Source organism: Porphyromonas bobii (assembly GCF_943169685.1).
Classification (GTDB): domain Bacteria; phylum Bacteroidota; class Bacteroidia; order Bacteroidales; family Porphyromonadaceae; genus Porphyromonas; species Porphyromonas pasteri.
The window spans coordinates 44,264-61,508 of sequence record NZ_CALPBU010000005.1 but is presented as its reverse complement, the minus strand read 5'-3'; the positions used below and the strand labels follow the sequence as shown (position 1 = coordinate 61,508).

Below are 17,245 nucleotides of genomic sequence, written 5' to 3'. Positions count from 1 at the left end.
CTACTACTGCTCTTCGGCCTGCTGGAGCTGCTTGACGTAGATGGCCTTCTCCATCTTCTTGCGTCGAGCTACAGAGGGCTTGATGAAGGCCTGACGGGCACGAAGTGCGCGCACAGCACCGGTCTTCTCAAACTTTCTCTTGAATCTTCTCAGAGCCTTCTCGATGTTTTCGCCCTCTTTTACTGGAACTACGATCATAATGTCTTACTTATCTATTTTGTTGTTATACTTTCTATTGCAGGGAGAGTGCTACATACACTCTAATCAGTGCGCAAAATTACTAATACTTTGGCGAATACACAAACTCCCGCTTTGTCTGCCTGCGCCTCCCGCACGAAAATCTCCCACCCTGCACCTTGCCGAAGCACCTTAGGTATATGGGTGTGTAGATAGAGCTATATAGGATGGCGAAGAAAGCTATATAGCTTTGGACTGATTCCGTATAGCTTTCGGTGTGAAGCTATATAGCTTTGTGAAGTGACCTCTATTAGATTGTTACTCCTCGTAGGGATAAAAAGCTGTGGACGAGTGGTCGATAAGTTTGGACTACGTACGTGGCTCTAATATCTACGTACGTGGATATTTGGATTTATGTGCTTGGTCTTTAAGACTACGTACATAGATAGAGAAAAACCACTACGTGAAGGTGCTTTTTTCTTCACGAGAACGATGCTTTTCCCTCCGCTGGATAAGAGGAATACTCGCGATAAGGCGAAGGGCTTGTGTATCACTTCGGAGAGGCCTATCGGGGAGCTGGGTGCGTGATGCCTTGGCGCTCTAAATAGCGGGCAGGACTCGCGGCAACAGCCTCCACAGATGCAGTGAGCCCCACACGCCCCCGATAGTCGGGGAGGTGTGGGGCTCACGGTATATAGAGTAGTAGGGAGCGGAGGCTTAGTATTCTTCGCCGCCGGACTCTGCGCCCGTGCCGTTGTAGAGGCTGATGAAGTCAGCTGCGACCTTGAGCCATTCCTTCGTGCCGAGGGCTTCCATCAGGTGGTTAGCCATCTTCTGGTACTCGCTACGGAGCTGGTCGAGGGGCAGGGGCTTGTCGGAGGCCGACTTCAGCTCGTCGGTGAATTCGCGCGTACCACATACGAAGAAGGGTACGCTAGCTTCGAAGAGCTTCTTACCACCTTCGCTGGTGAAGTTCTTGTTGGGCGCATAGAAGGGGGCAGGCTGGTCATCCACGAGCTTACCCTTGGGAGCGTGGTAGAAGACAAAGTGTAGGTTGAACTTCGAGATCTTCTTGAACTGCAGGTAGCCCTTCATACCGATAGGCTCGGTGTCGGGGAGGAACTTAGCCTGCTTGTCTTCAGGGTCTTGCTTGCGGCTCTTCTGTACGCTCTTATCCCAGGGGTCGCTGTCGCAGTACTCGTAGTGCATCAGCTCAGGGGTCTTGTCGAGCGTGAAGTCAATAGGCTCATCTCCGTCGAATGCCTTGACATCGCTGGGGTAGATGAAGAGCTGATACTGGCTACGGACCTTGGGATCAGCGTAGGCGCCATTGACCAGCTTGCCCGATGCGTCATAGTAGTTTACCCAGAGAGCGTAGTCGGGGGCTGCGGAGGTCACACTGCCATAGCTCATCATCTCGGTGCCGATGAAGCGCTCGGGGCTTCCCTTCTCGAGCTGCCAGCTATCGCCCTGCTTGACGAAGGTCATCATCTGCTCTTGGGAGAGGAGCGAGAAGTTCAGCTTGGCGTTGTTGGGGATGTAGTGGACACCCTTCTTAGAGTGGAGGTGCGATTCGCCGAAGCGGAGGACGACCTTCGTGATCTCGGGGAGCTCACCTTCCTTAGGCTTGGGGGTAGGCTTGACATCTTCCTTCTTGTCGGGAGGAGTGGGCTTAGGTTCGTCGGACTTCTTGGCGCAAGAGGCGAAGAGGGAGGCTCCCACGAAGAGAAGGGCGAGAGCGCGTGCAGTGCTGCTGATTTTCTTCATACTGCTGAGGGTTGATTATAAGGATTATGATTATGGATTACATGTGGAAGGAGCTGTCGTCATTGCCAGGCTCGGAGGTCTCGTCATTCTCCTTCATCTCCTCGGGAGTCTTCTTGAAGGCGCGAGCCATATCGCTCCAGTAGCGGGCGGGGTACTTCAGCAGGTCACGCTTGTTGGCGATGACGCGTACAGGCAGGAGGACTTCGAAGACGGTCGTCCACTGGATGCTGGGCTCAGGCTGGTAGGACTCGGAGCTGATGAGGCCGTGCTGATCGTGCTTGAAGAACTTCGACCCCGTGCTTTGCTTGAGGCTGATCTTGAGGTAGAAGGAGGCCAGCTGGCTGGGTGAACCCTTTTCATCCCAGTCCCAGTCGCGGTCGAGGAACTTGAAGTGACCCTTCATCCCGATCTTGTTGAGGTTCTGCGTGCCAGGGATGCGCAGGAGGTGGTCCTTAGCATCGCCGTCGCCCTTCATCTCATAGTAGGGATCCTTGGTGTCACGGTAGACGTACTCGAAGATGGCCTTGGTGCGCTGCTCCAGCGTCGTGGTGGGGATGCTGGGCTTGGCCTTGGTGTAGTGGTCCCACGCGATGGGCTTGTCCGTACGCAGATCCTTGACTTCGTGAATAGCGCCCGTAGCGTCCTTCTCTGCGATAGTGAAGAAGATCTGGTAGTGGTCGCTGAGCTCGGTGAGCACATCGTTCACGCGGTTGCCCTTAGCGTCCTTGAAGGTGAAGAGCATACCGAAGAGTGCCCCGCCCTGATGGGCCTGGAAGTAGGGCATATCCTTGAGCTTGTCTTCCCACGTCAGCGTGACCTTACCGCCGCCATCATTGCGGAGGGTGAAGCGCTGCTCCTGTGGGTAGAAGAGACCGCGGCGGACATTGTTGCCGTGCATATTGCCGTGACCGTGGTCGTGACCTTCTTTGATGAGGACATCACAGGTCGCCCACTCGAAGGTGCGTGGTGTGGGTGAAGGCTTAGGCTGAGGAGTCGGTGTGGGCTTGGGAGTAGGCTGGGGCGTGTCGCCCTTAGAGCCGCAAGCCACGAGCCCTACGGAGAGGCCGAGGGCAAGCATCCAGGCTGCTGCCTGGCTACGATACGTACGCATAGTCTGATGTATTGATGATTAGGTGGGTAAATAGTCGGTGCTACATGCGCGCCTTAGGGTCAAGCTGCATACCGCCATCGAAGAGCGCTTGGCGGATAGCGGTGGCTGAGCCGCCCGTCTCTCGGGCGATATCGGCAGCGCACTTGTCGGGCGAGCCATCGGCGTCGGCGATGACGCGGAAGGGGAGCTTGAGGTTGATGTCCGTGACCGTCCAAGCGTCGTGGCGCTCATTGAACTCCAAGAGATGATCAGGAGCGGGGCCGATATACTTACTGCCGACGGTGATATGCACGAGGGTCAGCTGCATCTGGAAGGCGATGTCGGAGCGCAGGAACTGGAACCATCCCTTCAGCCCCGTCCTGTCGAGTGGTGCCGTGGGGTCAAGTGAGCGGCGCTGACGGAGGAAGCCTACGGTACGCTGCTGCTTGGTCTCGGGATCGGTGTACTCCTCTCCGAGGGTCAGCTCAATGGGGTCGGTGTCGCGGTAAGTGAAGTGGAAGACGTCGGGCGAGAGACGCTTGAGGTCATTCGGGCGGAAGCGCTTGTAGGGATCGCTCTCGCGGTAGTTCGGTGCGGTCTCAGGCTGCTTGTTGCCCGCATCATCGAGGATGTAGGTGAACTCCTCGTAGGGCTTGCCGTCGAGGTGCGTCGGGTAGCTGAAGCGCCCGATGCGGTCGACATTCATGATCTGGAAGAAGTGCTGGTGGATAGGCAGCATGCTCCCCTCTTCGTCGTCAGGGAAGAAGCCGATGAATTGGTAGTTCATCAGCTCACGCTTATCGTTGTAGTAGCGCATCTCCAGCGTATAGTAGAGGTCCTTGCCCTTGATGACGTCGAAGGACTGGCGGTCGCCGTAGAAGGTGATACTACCCGTCTGCCCCGAGGAGCGGCGCAGGTCGATGGTCTGGTAGACGGGGAGGATATCATTGTGTCGCTGGTCATAGGCCTCGACATAGTTGCCCGAGGAGTGCATTCGCCCGAGGCGTAGGACGATGAGTGCGCGTGCCCACTCTTCGTGTCCCTTGATCATATCCTCGACCGTGGGCTCCACGGCCTTGACTTGGCAGGAGGGGAGGAAGAGAGCGAAGATGCTCAGAAGGAGGGCGAGCATTGAGGTGAGACGCTGACGGCGTAGGGTCATAAGGAGGGTGGTCATGGTCGTCACTTGGGGAGTTAGAAGTACAGGATAGTGCGGAGGGTCACACTGCGGCCAGGTGCATGGGCGTAGTAGCGGAAGCGGTCGGAGGCCTCCTTGTAGAGGGCGTTGAGCGTGTTCTCCGAGGAGAGCAAGAAGCGCAGAGAGCGGCGTGCATCGAGGGTATAGCGAAGCTCACCCTGCAGGCCTAAGAGGAAGTAGCCTGCGGGCATATCGGATACCAGCTCATGCTCGGGGTCGAAGCGCGTCTGCTTGGCTACGCTGATCCCTTCGGCACTGAGGCGACTCTGCCAGCGACCTGTGCTGCCCCAGCTTCTCGTCCACTGTGCCCCGAGGGTATAGCGGTCGGCAGGCATGAAGGGAAGCCAAGTGCCATGGGAGACATTGCGCCCACGGATCCACTCGCCCTTAGCGGTGAAGGTCAGCTCCTCGGTGGGGCGTGCCGTCAGCGTGATGTCGCCACCCCAGAAGCGGCAGTCGTCTTGCTCAAAGGCGAAGATGGGGTAGACACCGCTCCAGTGGACGTGGATCCCGTTCTCACCCTTGTTCTTATTCGGAGCGTCGTAGATATAGTTGTCGATGTGCTGGTAGAAGATGCTGGGCTCGATAGTCAGCCAATCCTTGCGGTAGTCGAGGGAGAGGATGGCCTTGTAGCCGTGCTCGCTGCGGAGGGTGCGGTCGCCGAGGCTCCATGAGCCACCGTGGTGCAGGCCATTGCTGTACAGCTCGTTGACGTCGGGAGCGCGCCAAGCCAGGCCGAGGCTGGCACGGGCTGCAAGGCCTTCGCTGAAGCGGTAGTGCGCCCCGAGGCTCCCCGTCATATTCGTGTAGGTATTCTTCTCGCCATAGCGTAGACGGCGCCAGTCACGGCCAGCTGCATCGGTGATGCGGTGGTCATAGCGCAGACCAGCCTCGAGAAGGAGGGCATCGAAGCGTGCCTTCTGCACGACGTAGGCTGCGAGGTTGAGTGTGGCGAAGTTCGGGATGAAGGGTGTCGCTGCCGTACCTGGCTGGTTCGTATTGCGCTGGAAGAGGTGCGAGAGCCCTACCTGCGTCTCCCAGTCGGGACGTGCCCAGCGTAGGCGGTAGCGCAGGTCAGTCGTGTAGGTCGAGAGGATGAGGTCCATGACGGGGGTCTGTGTCCAGACATCGATCTTGCGATTCTCGTACTCACGGCGGTGGTTGTCTTGGTAGGCTGCCCAGAGGCGCAGCTCCTGATTGTCGTCGAGCTGGTAGGTGACGTCGCCCTTGATGAGCAGGTGACGGGCACGCTGACGAGGTGCCTTGATATGGTAGGAGAAGGGCGTGATGTTGATGGGGTTGGGGCGTCCAGCAGCGAAGACCTGCTGTAGCTCGAAGAGGTCACCGATGTGCGAACCGATGAAAACCCCGCTCTCTGTCGAGTACAGACTCCCATAGAGCGTAGCACGCAGGCGGTCCTTGGTGTAGCCGGTGAAGAGCGAGGCGCTCCATTCCTCCAGCCCCGTATTATTCAGTAGATAGTCTGCGGTGCCGTAGTCGCCTGCACGGCGATAAGAGCCCTGCATGCGCAGGCCGAAGCCATGCTGTCCGCCCTCGAGACTGCCCGAAGCGTCTACACCTCGACCGTTGGTCGTGTAGCCGAGGTTGGCATGACCTCGGTAGGAGAATTCGTCGGCTGTGGGGAGGGGGGAGGGGTTGATGAGGACGACACCGCCGAGGGCTCCTGCGCCATAGCGTACGGCTTCGGCGCCCTTGATGACCTCGACTTGACCTGCACCCGTGTGGTCTACTTCGGGAGCGTGGTCGGCACCCCAGCTCTGGCTCTCGAGGCGGACACCATTGCTGATGAGGAGGATACGGCTACTGTGCATCCCCTGGATCATAGGCTTGGAGATCGTCGCACCGCTCTTGATAGAGCTGACACCAGGCAGGGCCTCGAGGAGGCGGGCGATGGACTTCTCACTCTGCGCCTGCAGGTGGGCAGTGCGTAAGACGGTGCTTTGCTGGGTAAGTGAACTTTCCTTCCCCGCACCTGTGACGGTCACACCCTCCAGATGGCGCTCGCTGCGCGGCTCGAGGTCGATGATGAGGGGCTTGCCCTCAGTGGGAAGGGAATAGCTGTGCTCGCGTATCGTCTGATAGCCTGGCTTAGCGAGGCTGAGGACGATGGTGCTTCCTGTGCTGGCAGGGAGTGAGAGCTGGCAGCGCCCTTCGGCATCCGTGCTGGTCGAAGGCCCTAGCTTGAGGTGGAGGGTCACGGAGGGAATAGGGTGCTGCGTCTTGGCGTCACGCACCAAGATGAGTAGTTGCCTAACGACTTGCGCACGCGCTTCGGGGGCTATCCCAAGCGCACAAAGGAGCAAGAGAGATAGGCAAAGCAGTAGAATTCTTCTGGACATAGCTTGCCATGTAGTGGTAAATAAGGTGAACGTAAGGTCGGAGCTTGCGGGGGAGATGTGCTTTCCTCGAGATCGCTGAGGCCTATGGGTTCTGGTCGGTACACATGGCAGGGAGTTTGGTTAAGGCTCCGTCGCCACATGCTGAGGCAAAGTTAAGGTATTTATTCACATAGGCAAAAGTCGCCCGAAGCACCTCCCGATGAGGCTCGGATAGTTATGGGGATTGCCTATGCTTTATGATCCTTTGACGGGCTGCTCTTCTGGTGGTGACGAGCGAGCTTCTACAGGGTGGGGATATGAACCTATATTGGTCTGCGGGTGAACCACTATTGCTTCGTGACACCCTCTTATTAGATTGTTGCTCCTCGTAGGGATAAAAAGCTGTGGACGAGTGGTAGATAAGTTTGGACTACGTACGTGGCTCTAATATCTACGTGCGTGGATATTTGGATTTACGTGCCTGGTCTTTAAATCTACGTGCATAGATAGAGAAAAACCACTACGTGAAGGCGCTTTTCCTTCACGAGAAGGGTACTTTTCCCTCCGCTGGATAAGAGGAATACTTGTGATAAGGCGAAGGGCTTGCTTGGTGACTTCAGAGAGGTGTATCGGGGAGCTGGGCGTGCGATGCCTTAGCAGAATAAATAGGGGGCAGGACTCTCGACGACAGGCTCAAAATAGAGAAAGATTCCATCAGGGGCTGTTGTGCCATGAGAGCGTTAGGTTGAAATTTGCGCAGGTGTGAGGGATAAGGAATACGTAGCGAGGGGTGAACCAATAGTGGTCCACCCCTCGCTATAAATTATGTTGTTTAGACTTATCCTCTTTAAGGCGGAGTTTGAACGGTCTATAGACTGGCATTGTCCTTACCCATAAAAATGAGGTCTATATTAAAAGACATCCTTTTTAGTCCTCATTACAGGTTCCCTTTCGGTTAAGCGCCAATACCCACACCATTTATTCTCTGTCACTCTCCACCTCTTCTGTAGGCAAATACCTTCACCCCAGTAGCGATTATAGATACGTCCCTGCTCTGCTTTGAGTAAGATATTGCTCGTGACAAGAGGATAATGCCAAGGTATCTTCTCATCATACTCATAGGATTGACAGAGCTCCTCACAGACTTCTGTAAACTTTCTACCCTCATCCTGTAGGCATCGTTCAAAGAGACTTAGTAGGGCCTCAGTAATATGAGGACGATTAAGTAGATCCTGCAGGCGCCAAGGTATACCTGAGCCATGTTCCTTATGGGATAGGTAATCAAACTTACCCTCAGAGGATAGATTAAAGAGAGGCCTTTCTAGAAGGCTAATTAGAGCAGGCCATAAATACTCAGCCCCCCAATCCCAATCTGCCCTGACATTCTTTTCTGTAAGCTCTACAATCTTTGAGAAATGATCATCATCCCCCTCTATTCCAAGTAAGAATCCTACCTGTCCCTGCAAACAAGGGATACACTCAGCCCTAAGCAAAGCCTCTCGTCGATTAGGATAGCGTCCTATGTAGCGTAACTTATCCTGCTCCAGTTTTAATCGAGCTTTTTCATCTCCTGTGGAACTAATACCTATCTTCTCTATATCAGTACTGATCAGGAAACTCTCTATAGTCGTGCTATGAGGGGCGAGTTGAGCAAGTAGAAGCATATAGCGCCTCTGAGCCTGATAGCTACGTAGCTTAGGGTCAGCAATCAGATTCCATACGATCCTCATCCATGCTTGATAGTGCTCGAGGCTCTGGAGAACCTCATCCGATGCATTATCTACATAAAGCATCAGAGCATAGAGAGCTATTCGATCGAGCATAGAGAGTTTCACTACATCTAGCAGATAGGGATAGGCTGAATCCTGTTCCTTATTCTTATCTCTCCATGGGTTACGAAGGTAATCACTGTAGATAATACCTCTATCACTAGCTAAGAAGTTGAAGAAACGCACCATACGCCCTAGACGACCATCCTCCGCAGAGAGTATGGCTTCATAAGCATCAAAGCCTTGATAGTCCGTCCCTGTGAAGTGTACATTCAGCTCATTGGGAGTTGAATTTTTCTCCTTCTCCCCAGGAGGATTATCTATGATCCATAGGTTGTAGAAGTATCTATTGAAGAGTCGTAGATATCGGATATCAAAATCCTCATTCTCCCGACATCCCCAAGCCATATCAGCCCACTCATGATCGAGCTTACGGTCATAACTATCGGGCTTGCTAAAGTCATGCCCTATCTTCTTGAGGTAGCCCACAAAGTCAGCCTTAAGATTCTCTATACTCTCCAGTTGCTTTCCACGGCGATTCATCTTGATATATAGCTCATCAGTCAGCTCATAAGCACCAATATCAAAGCTACGGAACTGCAAGCTCTCCAGCTGATCAAAGGATATGGGGTGTTCCTTCTGTTCCTGAGCTATGGCGTTGAGCATATTGAGCATAGCCTGTATCGTAGGATCATAGCTGTACTTGCTCGTAAACCACATCTTCTCGGAGAAATACTCCGAGGGATTAGCTAATTCATCCCGCGTCAGTCTCAAGGAACAAAGTCGCTGGCAGAAGTCTCGTGCTGTACTACGTGTAGCATAAGTGAATCTCTGGAGTAGGGGGGCAATCTCTTCACTCCTCTCCTCCCACTGAGAGAGATACCAATGCAATAGCCATAACGTGGTCAGGCGCTGCTGTCCATCGAGAGGAATGAAGGTTTTTTCTTCTGGATGGTCATCATCTCGGGTTTCTATCGAGCCATATATGATATCCATATGAAGCCCCTTCTCCTCACGCAGAGCATTGAAGAGCACTCTTATGAAGTTCTCCCCTTTTCTATTCATCCCCTTTGTTCTGGGATCTAAGCGGCCTTGCGCATAGTCTCGCTGTAGTATGGGTATTTCTACAGCTGCGTACTTATCGAGAAACTCTCGTAGAGAATGATTGGCTATCATATTATTTGTTCTTGATATAGTCTTTTACCAAATCGTATATATAGGCTTCATGTGCGCACTTATCCTCTGTACTCCACTTATCGAGTGCTGGTCTGCTTCCAGGAAAATACTTCATAAAGGCAATCTTCGTACCCTGAGGAATGAACTTTCCCTGCTGTTCTCGCTTCTGAAGCTCTGCCCTCTTCTTTATAAAGAGGCTATTACCATAACTTCGATTCGTCTCCGCATCTAAGAGGGCAAGGTTACCAATAGACTGGCTATAGTTATCTTCTTTTTCTCCAGCAAGGTCTTGCAGTTGTTCTCTAAGCGCTTCGAACTTCTCTTGTTCATTCAATTCTTGAGCTATATACTTTTCTATACTCTCTCCTAACGTCTCATCAATCTTAGATCCAAGAGCTTCTCTTGTAACCTCAAGCCATTGATTCTGTTCTTTCTTAGACTGAATTTCCCTTGGAGTCTGAGAGTCAATATGCTCTATATCCCACATGATGCGTTTCTCTCCTTCGACCTGGAGGGTCTCAAATGGGAATCGCTCGGTACTACCTTCACGTAGGCACAGCTCTATATTGTAGAGCAGGAGTAGCGAACGCACCTCTTTACCACCATATAGCTCTTTGCTTTTCTCTCTTTTGCTTAGCTTGTAAAAGCCATCTTTTTGAGAGTAATGGAGCTTTCGAATCTCACCTTCACTAATCTTGCTTCGGAGCTTATCGATAAACTGAGCCTTGGTATCATCCTCACTTCTTAAGGCATATATACTCTGTACCTTTACGCCCATCTGGGTGAGATAGCCGATGTAGTGATAGGCCTTATGATCATGGTACCAATCTACTATCATGCTGTATAGATCCTTCACACGCTGCCATAAACTCTCGAGATAACCTTCTTTCTCCTCGAGTTTTTTTTCTACTATATCATAGACCTTAGGCTTCTTCTCGTCTTCAAGCTTTAGTGCTACGACAAAGAGTTGTCCGATACAGATATCAGGCATAGGCTTATTACCAAAGATAAATGCCCATAGATTGGGATTACGTAGTCCTTGCTCTATCTCATCCCACTCTCGAGCTATCTCCAGCTGTCGGCGCAGATGATTGCGATCAGATCTCTTATCTCCTTTGAGTATGAAGGCCTTGATGAGCTCTGCATCAGCTAGCGGTATCTTACCTATATTATTACGCTCAAAGACCTTTATAGGATCTTCGCCCCTGTCTATCTCGTACCAAATGACTTTCACCTGATCAAGGAAGACTTCTTGGAAGGTATTACCATTAAATCGGTCATCCTCTTCCTTTTCGCTAAACCAGCTATGGATATGCCCATAGGCATGCTTGATGTGCCAAAAGTCAATACTAGGTTTTAAACCATCTTCCATCCGTACCCGACCATCCTCTCCAATACAAATCGAAGAAAAAGCCTTACTGCTCTCAGGGCGGGTCTGATAGTGTAGGTACATCTCTGGATACTTCTCGTTTCCAGGGAAATGCTCCTTGATATAGTGGACGATGAGATTAAGCGTAGTCAACCTCTGCTGACCATCAAGTACCTCATACCGTACAGTTTCCTCTGCATCGCTTGGCTCTTGTGGCAGGATGATAAGGGGCTGTAAGCAATAGAATTGAGACTTCCTATGATTGGCAAAGTCCCAAATATCATCTAAGAGCTTAGTTACTTCATCCTTACCCCAACGATATCCCCTCTGGTAGTTGGGTATGTAATAGTTCTTTCCTAGGAGGTCACGTACATTCTTGAGTGGCATCTCCCCTGTTTCGGAAGTAGTGTTTTGTGCTTGCTGCATAGTTTGTGTAGTTCGATTGCTTGTGGCTAGCTTAATTCTATTGTAACGAAAGATGTCTTGTCAAAGGTATTGATTTAATCTTTATTGCCAAAATAGGGTTCTTTTTTTGTAGGAGTCTAATAAAAGGAATGTCCTCTTTTTAGTAGGTCTTGGGTAGGTGTGTCCTCTTAAAAATGCATAGACGTGTGTCTCTCCGATCATAGCTTTTGATCTATGACGTATTGCTTTAGATACTTGTTGATTAGAGTTTGGAGATTGAGTTGTTGGACATGCGAGAGGACGCCGCGTAGTATTGCTCCGCAGGTGAACCTATATAGGTCCGTGAGCGAACCAATATAGGTTTGCACTATGAACCAATAGTGGTTCACTCGCTGACCAATAGTGGTTCACTCGCTGACCAGTAGTGGTTCACTCACGGACCAGTAGTGGTCGGAGCGGTGACCAGTAGTGGTTCGTATCACCCTCGTATAGTGCTTCGCGGAGCGAGGTGCGGAAGGAGGGAAAAGCAAGCGCCCCAGTCGGTAGGTGGACTACCGGCTGGGGCGCTTCGTTGGGCGGGGGAGAAGGGAGGCTACTTCTCGCGAATGAAGATGTTGATGGGCGTACCGGAGAAGTCCCAGTGCGCACGGATCTGATTCTCGAGGAAGCGGCGATAAGGCTCCTTGACCCACTGGGGAAGGTTCGCGAAGAAGGCGAAGCTGGGCACCGCGGTGGGGAGCTGCATGACGTACTTGATCTTGATGTACTTGCCCTTGGTGGCAGGAGGAGGCGTGGCCTCGATGATGGGGAGCATGACCTCGTTGAGCTTCGAGGTGGGGATGCGCTTGCTGCGACGCTCGTAGACCTGCTGGACTTCCTCGAGGACCTTGAAGATACGCTGCTTAGTCAGAGCCGATATGAAGATGATGGGGAAGTCGGTGAAGGGGGCGAGTCGCTCGCGGATAGCGTTCTCAAAGGTCTTGATGACGGCATTGCTCTTGTCCTCGACGAGGTCCCACTTATTCACGCAGACGATGAGCCCCTTGCTATTCTTCTGGATGAGCGAGAAGATATTAAGGTCCTGGCTCTCAATACCGCGGGTGGCGTCGAGCATAAGGATACATACGTCGGAGTTCTCGATAGCGCGGATGGAGCGAATGACCGAGTAGTACTCGAGATCTTCGTTGACCTTGCCACGCTTGCGGATACCAGCGGTATCGACGAGATAGAAGTTCATGCCGAACTTCGTGTAGTGCGTGTAGATCGAGTCACGCGTGGTGCCTGCTACGTTCGTGACGATGTTGCGCTCCTCACCGATGAAGGCATTGACGAGCGAAGACTTACCCGCATTGGGTCGGCCGACGATAGCGATACGTGGAGCATCAAGAGTCTCATCGACGTATTCGCCTTCGGGGAGGTTCTTCGTTATGGCATCGAGGAGGTCACCCGTACCACTACCGCTGACAGCGGAGATAGGCATAGGATCACCGAGGCCGAAGCTGTAGAACTCAGCTGCCTCGTAGTGCTGGGCAAAGTTGTCCGCCTTGTTTGCTACGAGGAGGACGGGCTTCTTCGTGCGGCGAAGCTTGGCAGCGACCTCATCATCGAGGTCGGTGATGCCGCTCTCAACGTCGACGACGAAGAGGATGACATCGGCTTCCTCCATAGCGATCTCCACTTGCTTGTTGATCTTGCCTTCGAAGATATCTTCGCTACCTACTACCCAACCGCCGGTGTCGACGATGGAGAACTCGCGGTCGAGCCATGATACCTTGCCGTACTGGCGGTCACGGGTCGTACCTGCCTCTTCGCTGACGATGGCCCCGCGGGTCTGCGTCAAGCGGTTGAAGAGGGTGGACTTCCCTACGTTGGGGCGCCCTACTATTGCTACTAAATGACTCATATCTGATGCTGTGATTGGTGGGTGAGGCTTACCGCTCTTAGTCGAGGCGGTAGCCGTAGGCGCGGAGGATCTTGTCGCGATTGCGCCAGTCCTTCTCTACCTTGACAAAGAGCTCGAGGAAGATCTTCTTCTCGAAGAATCGCTCCATATCGCGACGTGCCATCGTGCCGACCTTCTTGATGGCGACACCGCGGTGGCCGATGATGATGCCCTTCTGGCTGTCGCGCTCGACGACGATGAGGGCCTGGATGTGGATGCGCTCGTCCTCTTCCTTGAAGGATTCGACGACGACTTCGACGGAGTAGGGGATCTCCTTCTTATAGTAGAGGAGGACCTTCTCACGGATGATCTCGGTGACGAAGAAGCGCGCGGGGCGGTCGGTCAGTGCGTCCTTCTCGAAGTAGGGAGGAGAGGGGGGGATGAGGCTCTCGATGCGCTTCTTCAAGGGCTGGACATTGAAGTTGTTGAGCGCAGAGATGGGGATGATCTCCGCCTGAGGAAGCTCCTTGTGCCAGCGCTCCACGAGCTCGACGAGCTTCTCCTGGGTCGTGAGGTCTACCTTATTAATAAGGAGGAGTACGGGGCACTTGACCCCACGGACGCGCTCGAGGAAGAACTCATTCTTATCGGCCGTCTCGACCGTGTCGGTGACGTAGAGTAGGACGTCTGCATCACCGAGAGCCGACTCGGAGAACTCGAGCATGCTCTCCTGGAGCTTGTAGTTCGGGCGCAGTACCCCAGGGGTGTCGCTGTAGACGATCTGCAGCTCGGGGGTATTGACGATGCCCATGATGCGGTGACGCGTCGTCTGGGCCTTGGAGGTAATGATCGATACGCGCTCGCCGACCAGGAGGTTCATTAGGGTGGACTTCCCCACGTTGGGGTTGCCCACGATATTGACGAAGCCCGAGCGGTGCGTGACTTCTTGCTTTTCTTCCATCGTCCGGAGTATGGAGGGGTAGGAATGAAAGACCTTGCCCGTCCTCTCCCAGCGAAGGGAAGAGTGGCAGGCAAGGTCTATCGTATGGGGAGATTAGTTCTTGGGATCGTAAGCCCACTTGACGTAGACTGCACCCCAGGTGAAGCCTGCGCCGAAGGACGTGAGGATGAGGTTGTCACCCTTCTTGAGCTGCTTCTCGAACTCCCAGATGCAGAGGGGGATCGTAGCTGAGCTGGTGTTGCCTCGGTACTCGATGTTGACCATCACGCGCTCCAGAGGTACCTGCATCTCACGCGCTACAGCGTCGATGATACGGAGGTTAGCCTGGTGGGGAACGACCCAAGCGATGTCGTCATAGCTGAGCCCGTTGCGCTCCATGATGGTGCGGCAGCTGGAGGACATGCCCTTGACGGCCTGCTTGAAGACGGCAGCACCTTCCTGGTAGACGTAGTGCTCACGGCGATCAACCGTCTCGTGGGAGGCTGGGCTGGCCGAGCCACCGGACTTCATAATGAGGTTGGTGCGACCCGTACCATCCGTGCGGAAGTAAGAGTCGAGTACACCTTCGTTCTCCTCAGTAGGCTCGAGGAGTACGCAAGCAGCGCCGTCGCCGAAGAGCGGGCACGTAGCGCGGTCGGTGTAGTCGGTGATGGCGGTCATCTTCTCAGCGGCAAGCACGATGATGCGCTTGTAGCGGCCTGAGCGGATGTAGTTAGCTCCAGCTTCGAGAGCGTAGATGAAGCTGGGGCAGGCAGCCTGCATGTCGAAGGTAAAGGCGTTGATACAGCCCGTCTCAAAGGCTACGATAGAAGCCGTCGTGGGGAAGTGGTAGTCAGCCGTATTCGTAGCCAAGATGATCCCGTCGATGGTGGCGGGGTCAATGTTGTTGCGGGAGAAGAGATCCTTGACGGCTTCGATGCCGAGGAAGGAAGCACCCTTCGTGGGGTCCTTGAGGATGCGACGCTCGCGGATCCCGACACGGGTCATGATCCACTCGTTGTTGGTATCGACCATCTTCTCGAGGTCGGCATTGGTTATCTTATCTTCAGGGAGATACCCTCCGACAGCCGTGATGGCTGCGTTGATGATACTCATAGGTTAGTTGGATATACTGATGTAGATTAATTTCAATCGCCTTAGCTTGTCGCTCACGAAGTTACAAAAAAAGCCCCAAAGGGGATACCTTGGGGCTTTTCTTTGTGTTGGCTAAGTGGGGCTATTAAGCCTGCTCGATGGCAAGCTTACCGCGGTAGTAACCGCACTCACCACATACCGTGTGGTAGATGTGCCATGCACCGCAGTTAGCGCACTTTGCGAGCGTAGGCATAGCTGCCTTATCATGAGTACGGCGCTTAGCGGTACGCGTCTTGGACTGTCTTCTTTTAGGATGTGCCATAAATCTTATTTTGTTTTAATTACTAATCTCGCTTGAGAGCCTTGAGTGCAGCCCAGCGCTCGTCGATCCCCTCATCATCGAGGGTGGGGGCGGGGCCTTCGGCTTCGTCGCGCACTTCGTCGGTAGAGACGCGGGCATAGGCCGACATCATCTCCTCGTTGCACTCGCCCTCGAGATGCATTCGCTGTAGGGGAAGGCTCAGGATGATATCCTCATAGAGGATCCACTCCAGGTCGAGCACCCCATCTTGCTCAGAGACGACGAGGATCTCGTCCTTCTCCTCAAGGGCTTCATTGCCGAACTTGACTATAAGCTCGCGCTCGGACTCTACATCTATATCTACTGGGTCAAGGCAGCGATCACAGTCGACCACCACATAGCCCTCATAGTAGAGGTCCAAGCTAAAGACGTCTCCCGTACGGCGCAGGCGTAGGTCGACATCGACCTCACCGCCGTGTACGCTACCCTCCGATAGGCGCTCGAAGTAGCTGTCCTCGAGGAGCCAGGTGTACTCGTGATCGCCCTCCGGGAGACTCCGTAGATTGATCTTGTACTGGTCGGTATGCATGGGTGACTCTTAAACTATGCGTAAAAATCTGCGCAAAGATACACAAAAGCCCCCATTCCCACAATTAAAAAGTGAGCAATGTTTGCCAGCTCTTGAGTGGAGCCGGCTATGCGGGGGCGATGACTAAGGGAGGAGACCGCGGGAGCGCCCGTCGGCGATGGTCTCGCGAAGCCCTTCCTCAAGGTTCTTGCTTGGGGTGAATCCCAGAGCGAAGAGTGGTGAGGGATCGCAGCGCCAGTTGCGCTGTGCGAGGATCGGGTACTTGTCCCGATTGAGTGGCGTCGTCTGCCCCGTGATGGCTGCTCGGAGCGAGCCGAAGAGGCAGGTGAGGCGCACCAGTGGCAGGGGGATACGTATATGGAATACGTGCTTGCGACCCAGCAGACGCTGAGCCAGATGACCGAACTCTCGGTCGGTATAGGTGTCGCCGTCAGCTACGATATAGCGCTGACCGCGGGCACGCTCATCGCGTAGTACAAAGAGGGCAGCTCGGGCAACATCCCCGCCATAGACGAAGGTCAGGTACTGCTTGCGCAGGCCTGACATCGCATTGATGCCACGGGCGATGCTCTGTAGTGCGATGAGGTAATCCTTGTCTCCTGGGCCATAGACGCCTGTGGGGAGGAGGATCGTGAAGGGGAGACCCGACTGCTCGGTGTAGTGCTCTGCGAGGCATTTACTACGGCCGTAGCGGGTATTGGGCTTCTGAGGGAGCTCGGCATGCAGGGCTTCGTCGGGGCCAGCTACATTGCCGTAGCTACTAAGGCTACTCATCAGGACGAAGCGCTTGGGCTGCTTCGAGAGACGGCTGAGTGCATGGAGCAGTCGGCGCGTATGCTCGGCGTTGACCTCTGCGAACTCCTCGAGGCGGGCGGTCTTCGTGATGCCCGCATTGTGGATGACGTAGTCCCACTGGGGACCGCCTTCCTCTAAGGGACGGACCGAGTCGAGAGCGCCGAAGAGCTGATCCTCATCATAGTAGTCGACTTCAAGCAGCTTGACTCCTTGCTTCTCAAGGCGGGTCTTGTCACTGTCCTTACGTACAGCGGCCCATACCTCGTAGCCCGCTTCGAGAGCTTGGCGGACGAGGTGGCTGCCGATGAAGCCAGAGGCTCCGGTGATGAGTAGACGCTCCATGGTAATCGTGT

At 53.9% G+C, this 17,245-nt stretch carries 13 protein-coding genes; all 13 read right to left on the bottom strand.

Translation table 11 applies throughout. From position 1 onward, the window contains the following. Nucleotides 1-3: 3 nt before the first annotated feature. The 13 genes from rpsU to KO088_RS05835 all read right to left on the bottom strand — a co-directional run bounded on the left by rpsU (nt 4) and on the right by KO088_RS05835 (nt 17,234). Entirely contained in the window at nt 4-198 is a 195-nt protein-coding gene (rpsU, locus tag KO088_RS05895; RefSeq protein WP_060935521.1) for a 30S ribosomal protein S21, read from the bottom strand. 696 nt (nt 199-894) lie between these two features. After that, nucleotides 895-1,944 carry a hypothetical protein gene (locus tag KO088_RS05890; protein ID WP_215493973.1) on the bottom strand — a complete coding sequence of 350 codons (1,050 nt, stop codon included), beginning with the start codon at nt 1,942-1,944 and terminating at the stop codon, nt 895-897. A gap of 37 nt (nt 1,945-1,981) precedes the next feature. Then, nucleotides 1,982-3,055: a hypothetical protein gene (locus tag KO088_RS05885; protein WP_215493972.1), complete on the bottom strand. Its 1,074-nt coding sequence runs from the start codon at nt 3,053-3,055 to the stop codon at nt 1,982-1,984. A 40-nt stretch (nt 3,056-3,095) separates the two neighbouring features. Continuing rightward, the gene (locus tag KO088_RS05880; RefSeq protein ID WP_215493971.1) at nt 3,096-4,211 is read right to left on the bottom strand and encodes a hypothetical protein; all 1,116 of its coding nucleotides are present in this window, start codon (nt 4,209-4,211) and stop codon (nt 3,096-3,098) included. A 17-nt stretch (nt 4,212-4,228) separates the two neighbouring features. Further along, nucleotides 4,229-6,592 carry a TonB-dependent receptor gene (locus KO088_RS05875; RefSeq protein ID WP_215493970.1) on the bottom strand — a complete coding sequence of 788 codons (2,364 nt, stop codon included), beginning with the start codon at nt 6,590-6,592 and terminating at the stop codon, nt 4,229-4,231. A gap of 890 nt (nt 6,593-7,482) precedes the next feature. After that, on the bottom strand, nt 7,483-9,516 hold the full coding sequence (locus KO088_RS05870) for a DUF262 domain-containing protein (protein WP_215493969.1): 2,034 nt from the start codon (nt 9,514-9,516) through the stop codon (nt 7,483-7,485). A gap of 1 nt (nt 9,517) precedes the next feature. Then, a complete protein-coding gene (locus tag KO088_RS05865) occupies nt 9,518-11,311 on the bottom strand; it encodes a DUF262 domain-containing protein (protein WP_215493968.1) in 1,794 nt (597 codons plus the stop codon). 571 nt (nt 11,312-11,882) lie between these two features. Next, nucleotides 11,883-13,193 carry a ribosome biogenesis GTPase Der gene (der, locus tag KO088_RS05860; protein ID WP_215493967.1) on the bottom strand — a complete coding sequence of 437 codons (1,311 nt, stop codon included), beginning with the start codon at nt 13,191-13,193 and terminating at the stop codon, nt 11,883-11,885. A 37-nt stretch (nt 13,194-13,230) separates the two neighbouring features. Continuing rightward, nucleotides 13,231-14,133 (bottom strand): GTPase Era, encoded by a 903-nt coding sequence (gene era / locus KO088_RS05855; protein ID WP_215493966.1) that lies wholly within the window; start codon nt 14,131-14,133, stop codon nt 13,231-13,233. A 93-nt stretch (nt 14,134-14,226) separates the two neighbouring features. Continuing rightward, entirely contained in the window at nt 14,227-15,228 is a 1,002-nt protein-coding gene (locus KO088_RS05850) for a beta-ketoacyl-ACP synthase III (protein ID WP_215493965.1), read from the bottom strand. A 124-nt stretch (nt 15,229-15,352) separates the two neighbouring features. Further along, entirely contained in the window at nt 15,353-15,529 is a 177-nt protein-coding gene (gene rpmF, locus KO088_RS05845; protein WP_009432677.1) for a 50S ribosomal protein L32, read from the bottom strand. Nucleotides 15,530-15,551: 22 nt separating this feature from the next. Beyond that, entirely contained in the window at nt 15,552-16,097 is a 546-nt protein-coding gene (locus tag KO088_RS05840) for a YceD family protein (protein WP_215493964.1), read from the bottom strand. A 123-nt stretch (nt 16,098-16,220) separates the two neighbouring features. Next, nucleotides 16,221-17,234, bottom strand: a complete 1,014-nt coding sequence (locus KO088_RS05835; RefSeq protein WP_215493963.1) for an NAD-dependent epimerase/dehydratase family protein — start codon at nt 17,232-17,234, stop codon at nt 16,221-16,223. Nucleotides 17,235-17,245: the final 11 nt, after the last annotated feature.

Excerpts from the sequence above, each read along its gene's own strand:
- rpmF (WP_009432677.1), bottom strand. The coding sequence starts at position 15,529 with ATGGCACATCCTAAAAGAAGACAGTCCAAGACGCGTACCGCTAAGCGC.
- KO088_RS05870 (WP_215493969.1), bottom strand. The coding sequence starts at position 9,516 with ATGATAGCCAATCATTCTCTACGAGAGTTTCTCGATAAGTACGCAGCT.
- der (WP_215493967.1), bottom strand. The coding sequence starts at position 13,193 with ATGAGTCATTTAGTAGCAATAGTAGGGCGCCCCAACGTAGGGAAGTCC.
- KO088_RS05890 (WP_215493973.1), bottom strand. The coding sequence starts at position 1,944 with ATGAAGAAAATCAGCAGCACTGCACGCGCTCTCGCCCTTCTCTTCGTG.
- KO088_RS05835 (WP_215493963.1), bottom strand. The coding sequence starts at position 17,234 with ATGGAGCGTCTACTCATCACCGGAGCCTCTGGCTTCATCGGCAGCCAC.
- KO088_RS05850 (WP_215493965.1), bottom strand. The coding sequence starts at position 15,228 with ATGAGTATCATCAACGCAGCCATCACGGCTGTCGGAGGGTATCTCCCT.
- KO088_RS05865 (WP_215493968.1), bottom strand. The coding sequence starts at position 11,311 with ATGCAGCAAGCACAAAACACTACTTCCGAAACAGGGGAGATGCCACTC.
- era (WP_215493966.1), bottom strand. The coding sequence starts at position 14,133 with ATGGAAGAAAAGCAAGAAGTCACGCACCGCTCGGGCTTCGTCAATATC.
- rpsU (WP_060935521.1), bottom strand. The coding sequence starts at position 198 with ATGATCGTAGTTCCAGTAAAAGAGGGCGAAAACATCGAGAAGGCTCTG.
- KO088_RS05875 (WP_215493970.1), bottom strand. The coding sequence starts at position 6,592 with ATGTCCAGAAGAATTCTACTGCTTTGCCTATCTCTCTTGCTCCTTTGT.
- KO088_RS05880 (WP_215493971.1), bottom strand. The coding sequence starts at position 4,211 with ATGACCACCCTCCTTATGACCCTACGCCGTCAGCGTCTCACCTCAATG.
- KO088_RS05840 (WP_215493964.1), bottom strand. The coding sequence starts at position 16,097 with ATGCATACCGACCAGTACAAGATCAATCTACGGAGTCTCCCGGAGGGC.
- KO088_RS05885 (WP_215493972.1), bottom strand. The coding sequence starts at position 3,055 with ATGCGTACGTATCGTAGCCAGGCAGCAGCCTGGATGCTTGCCCTCGGC.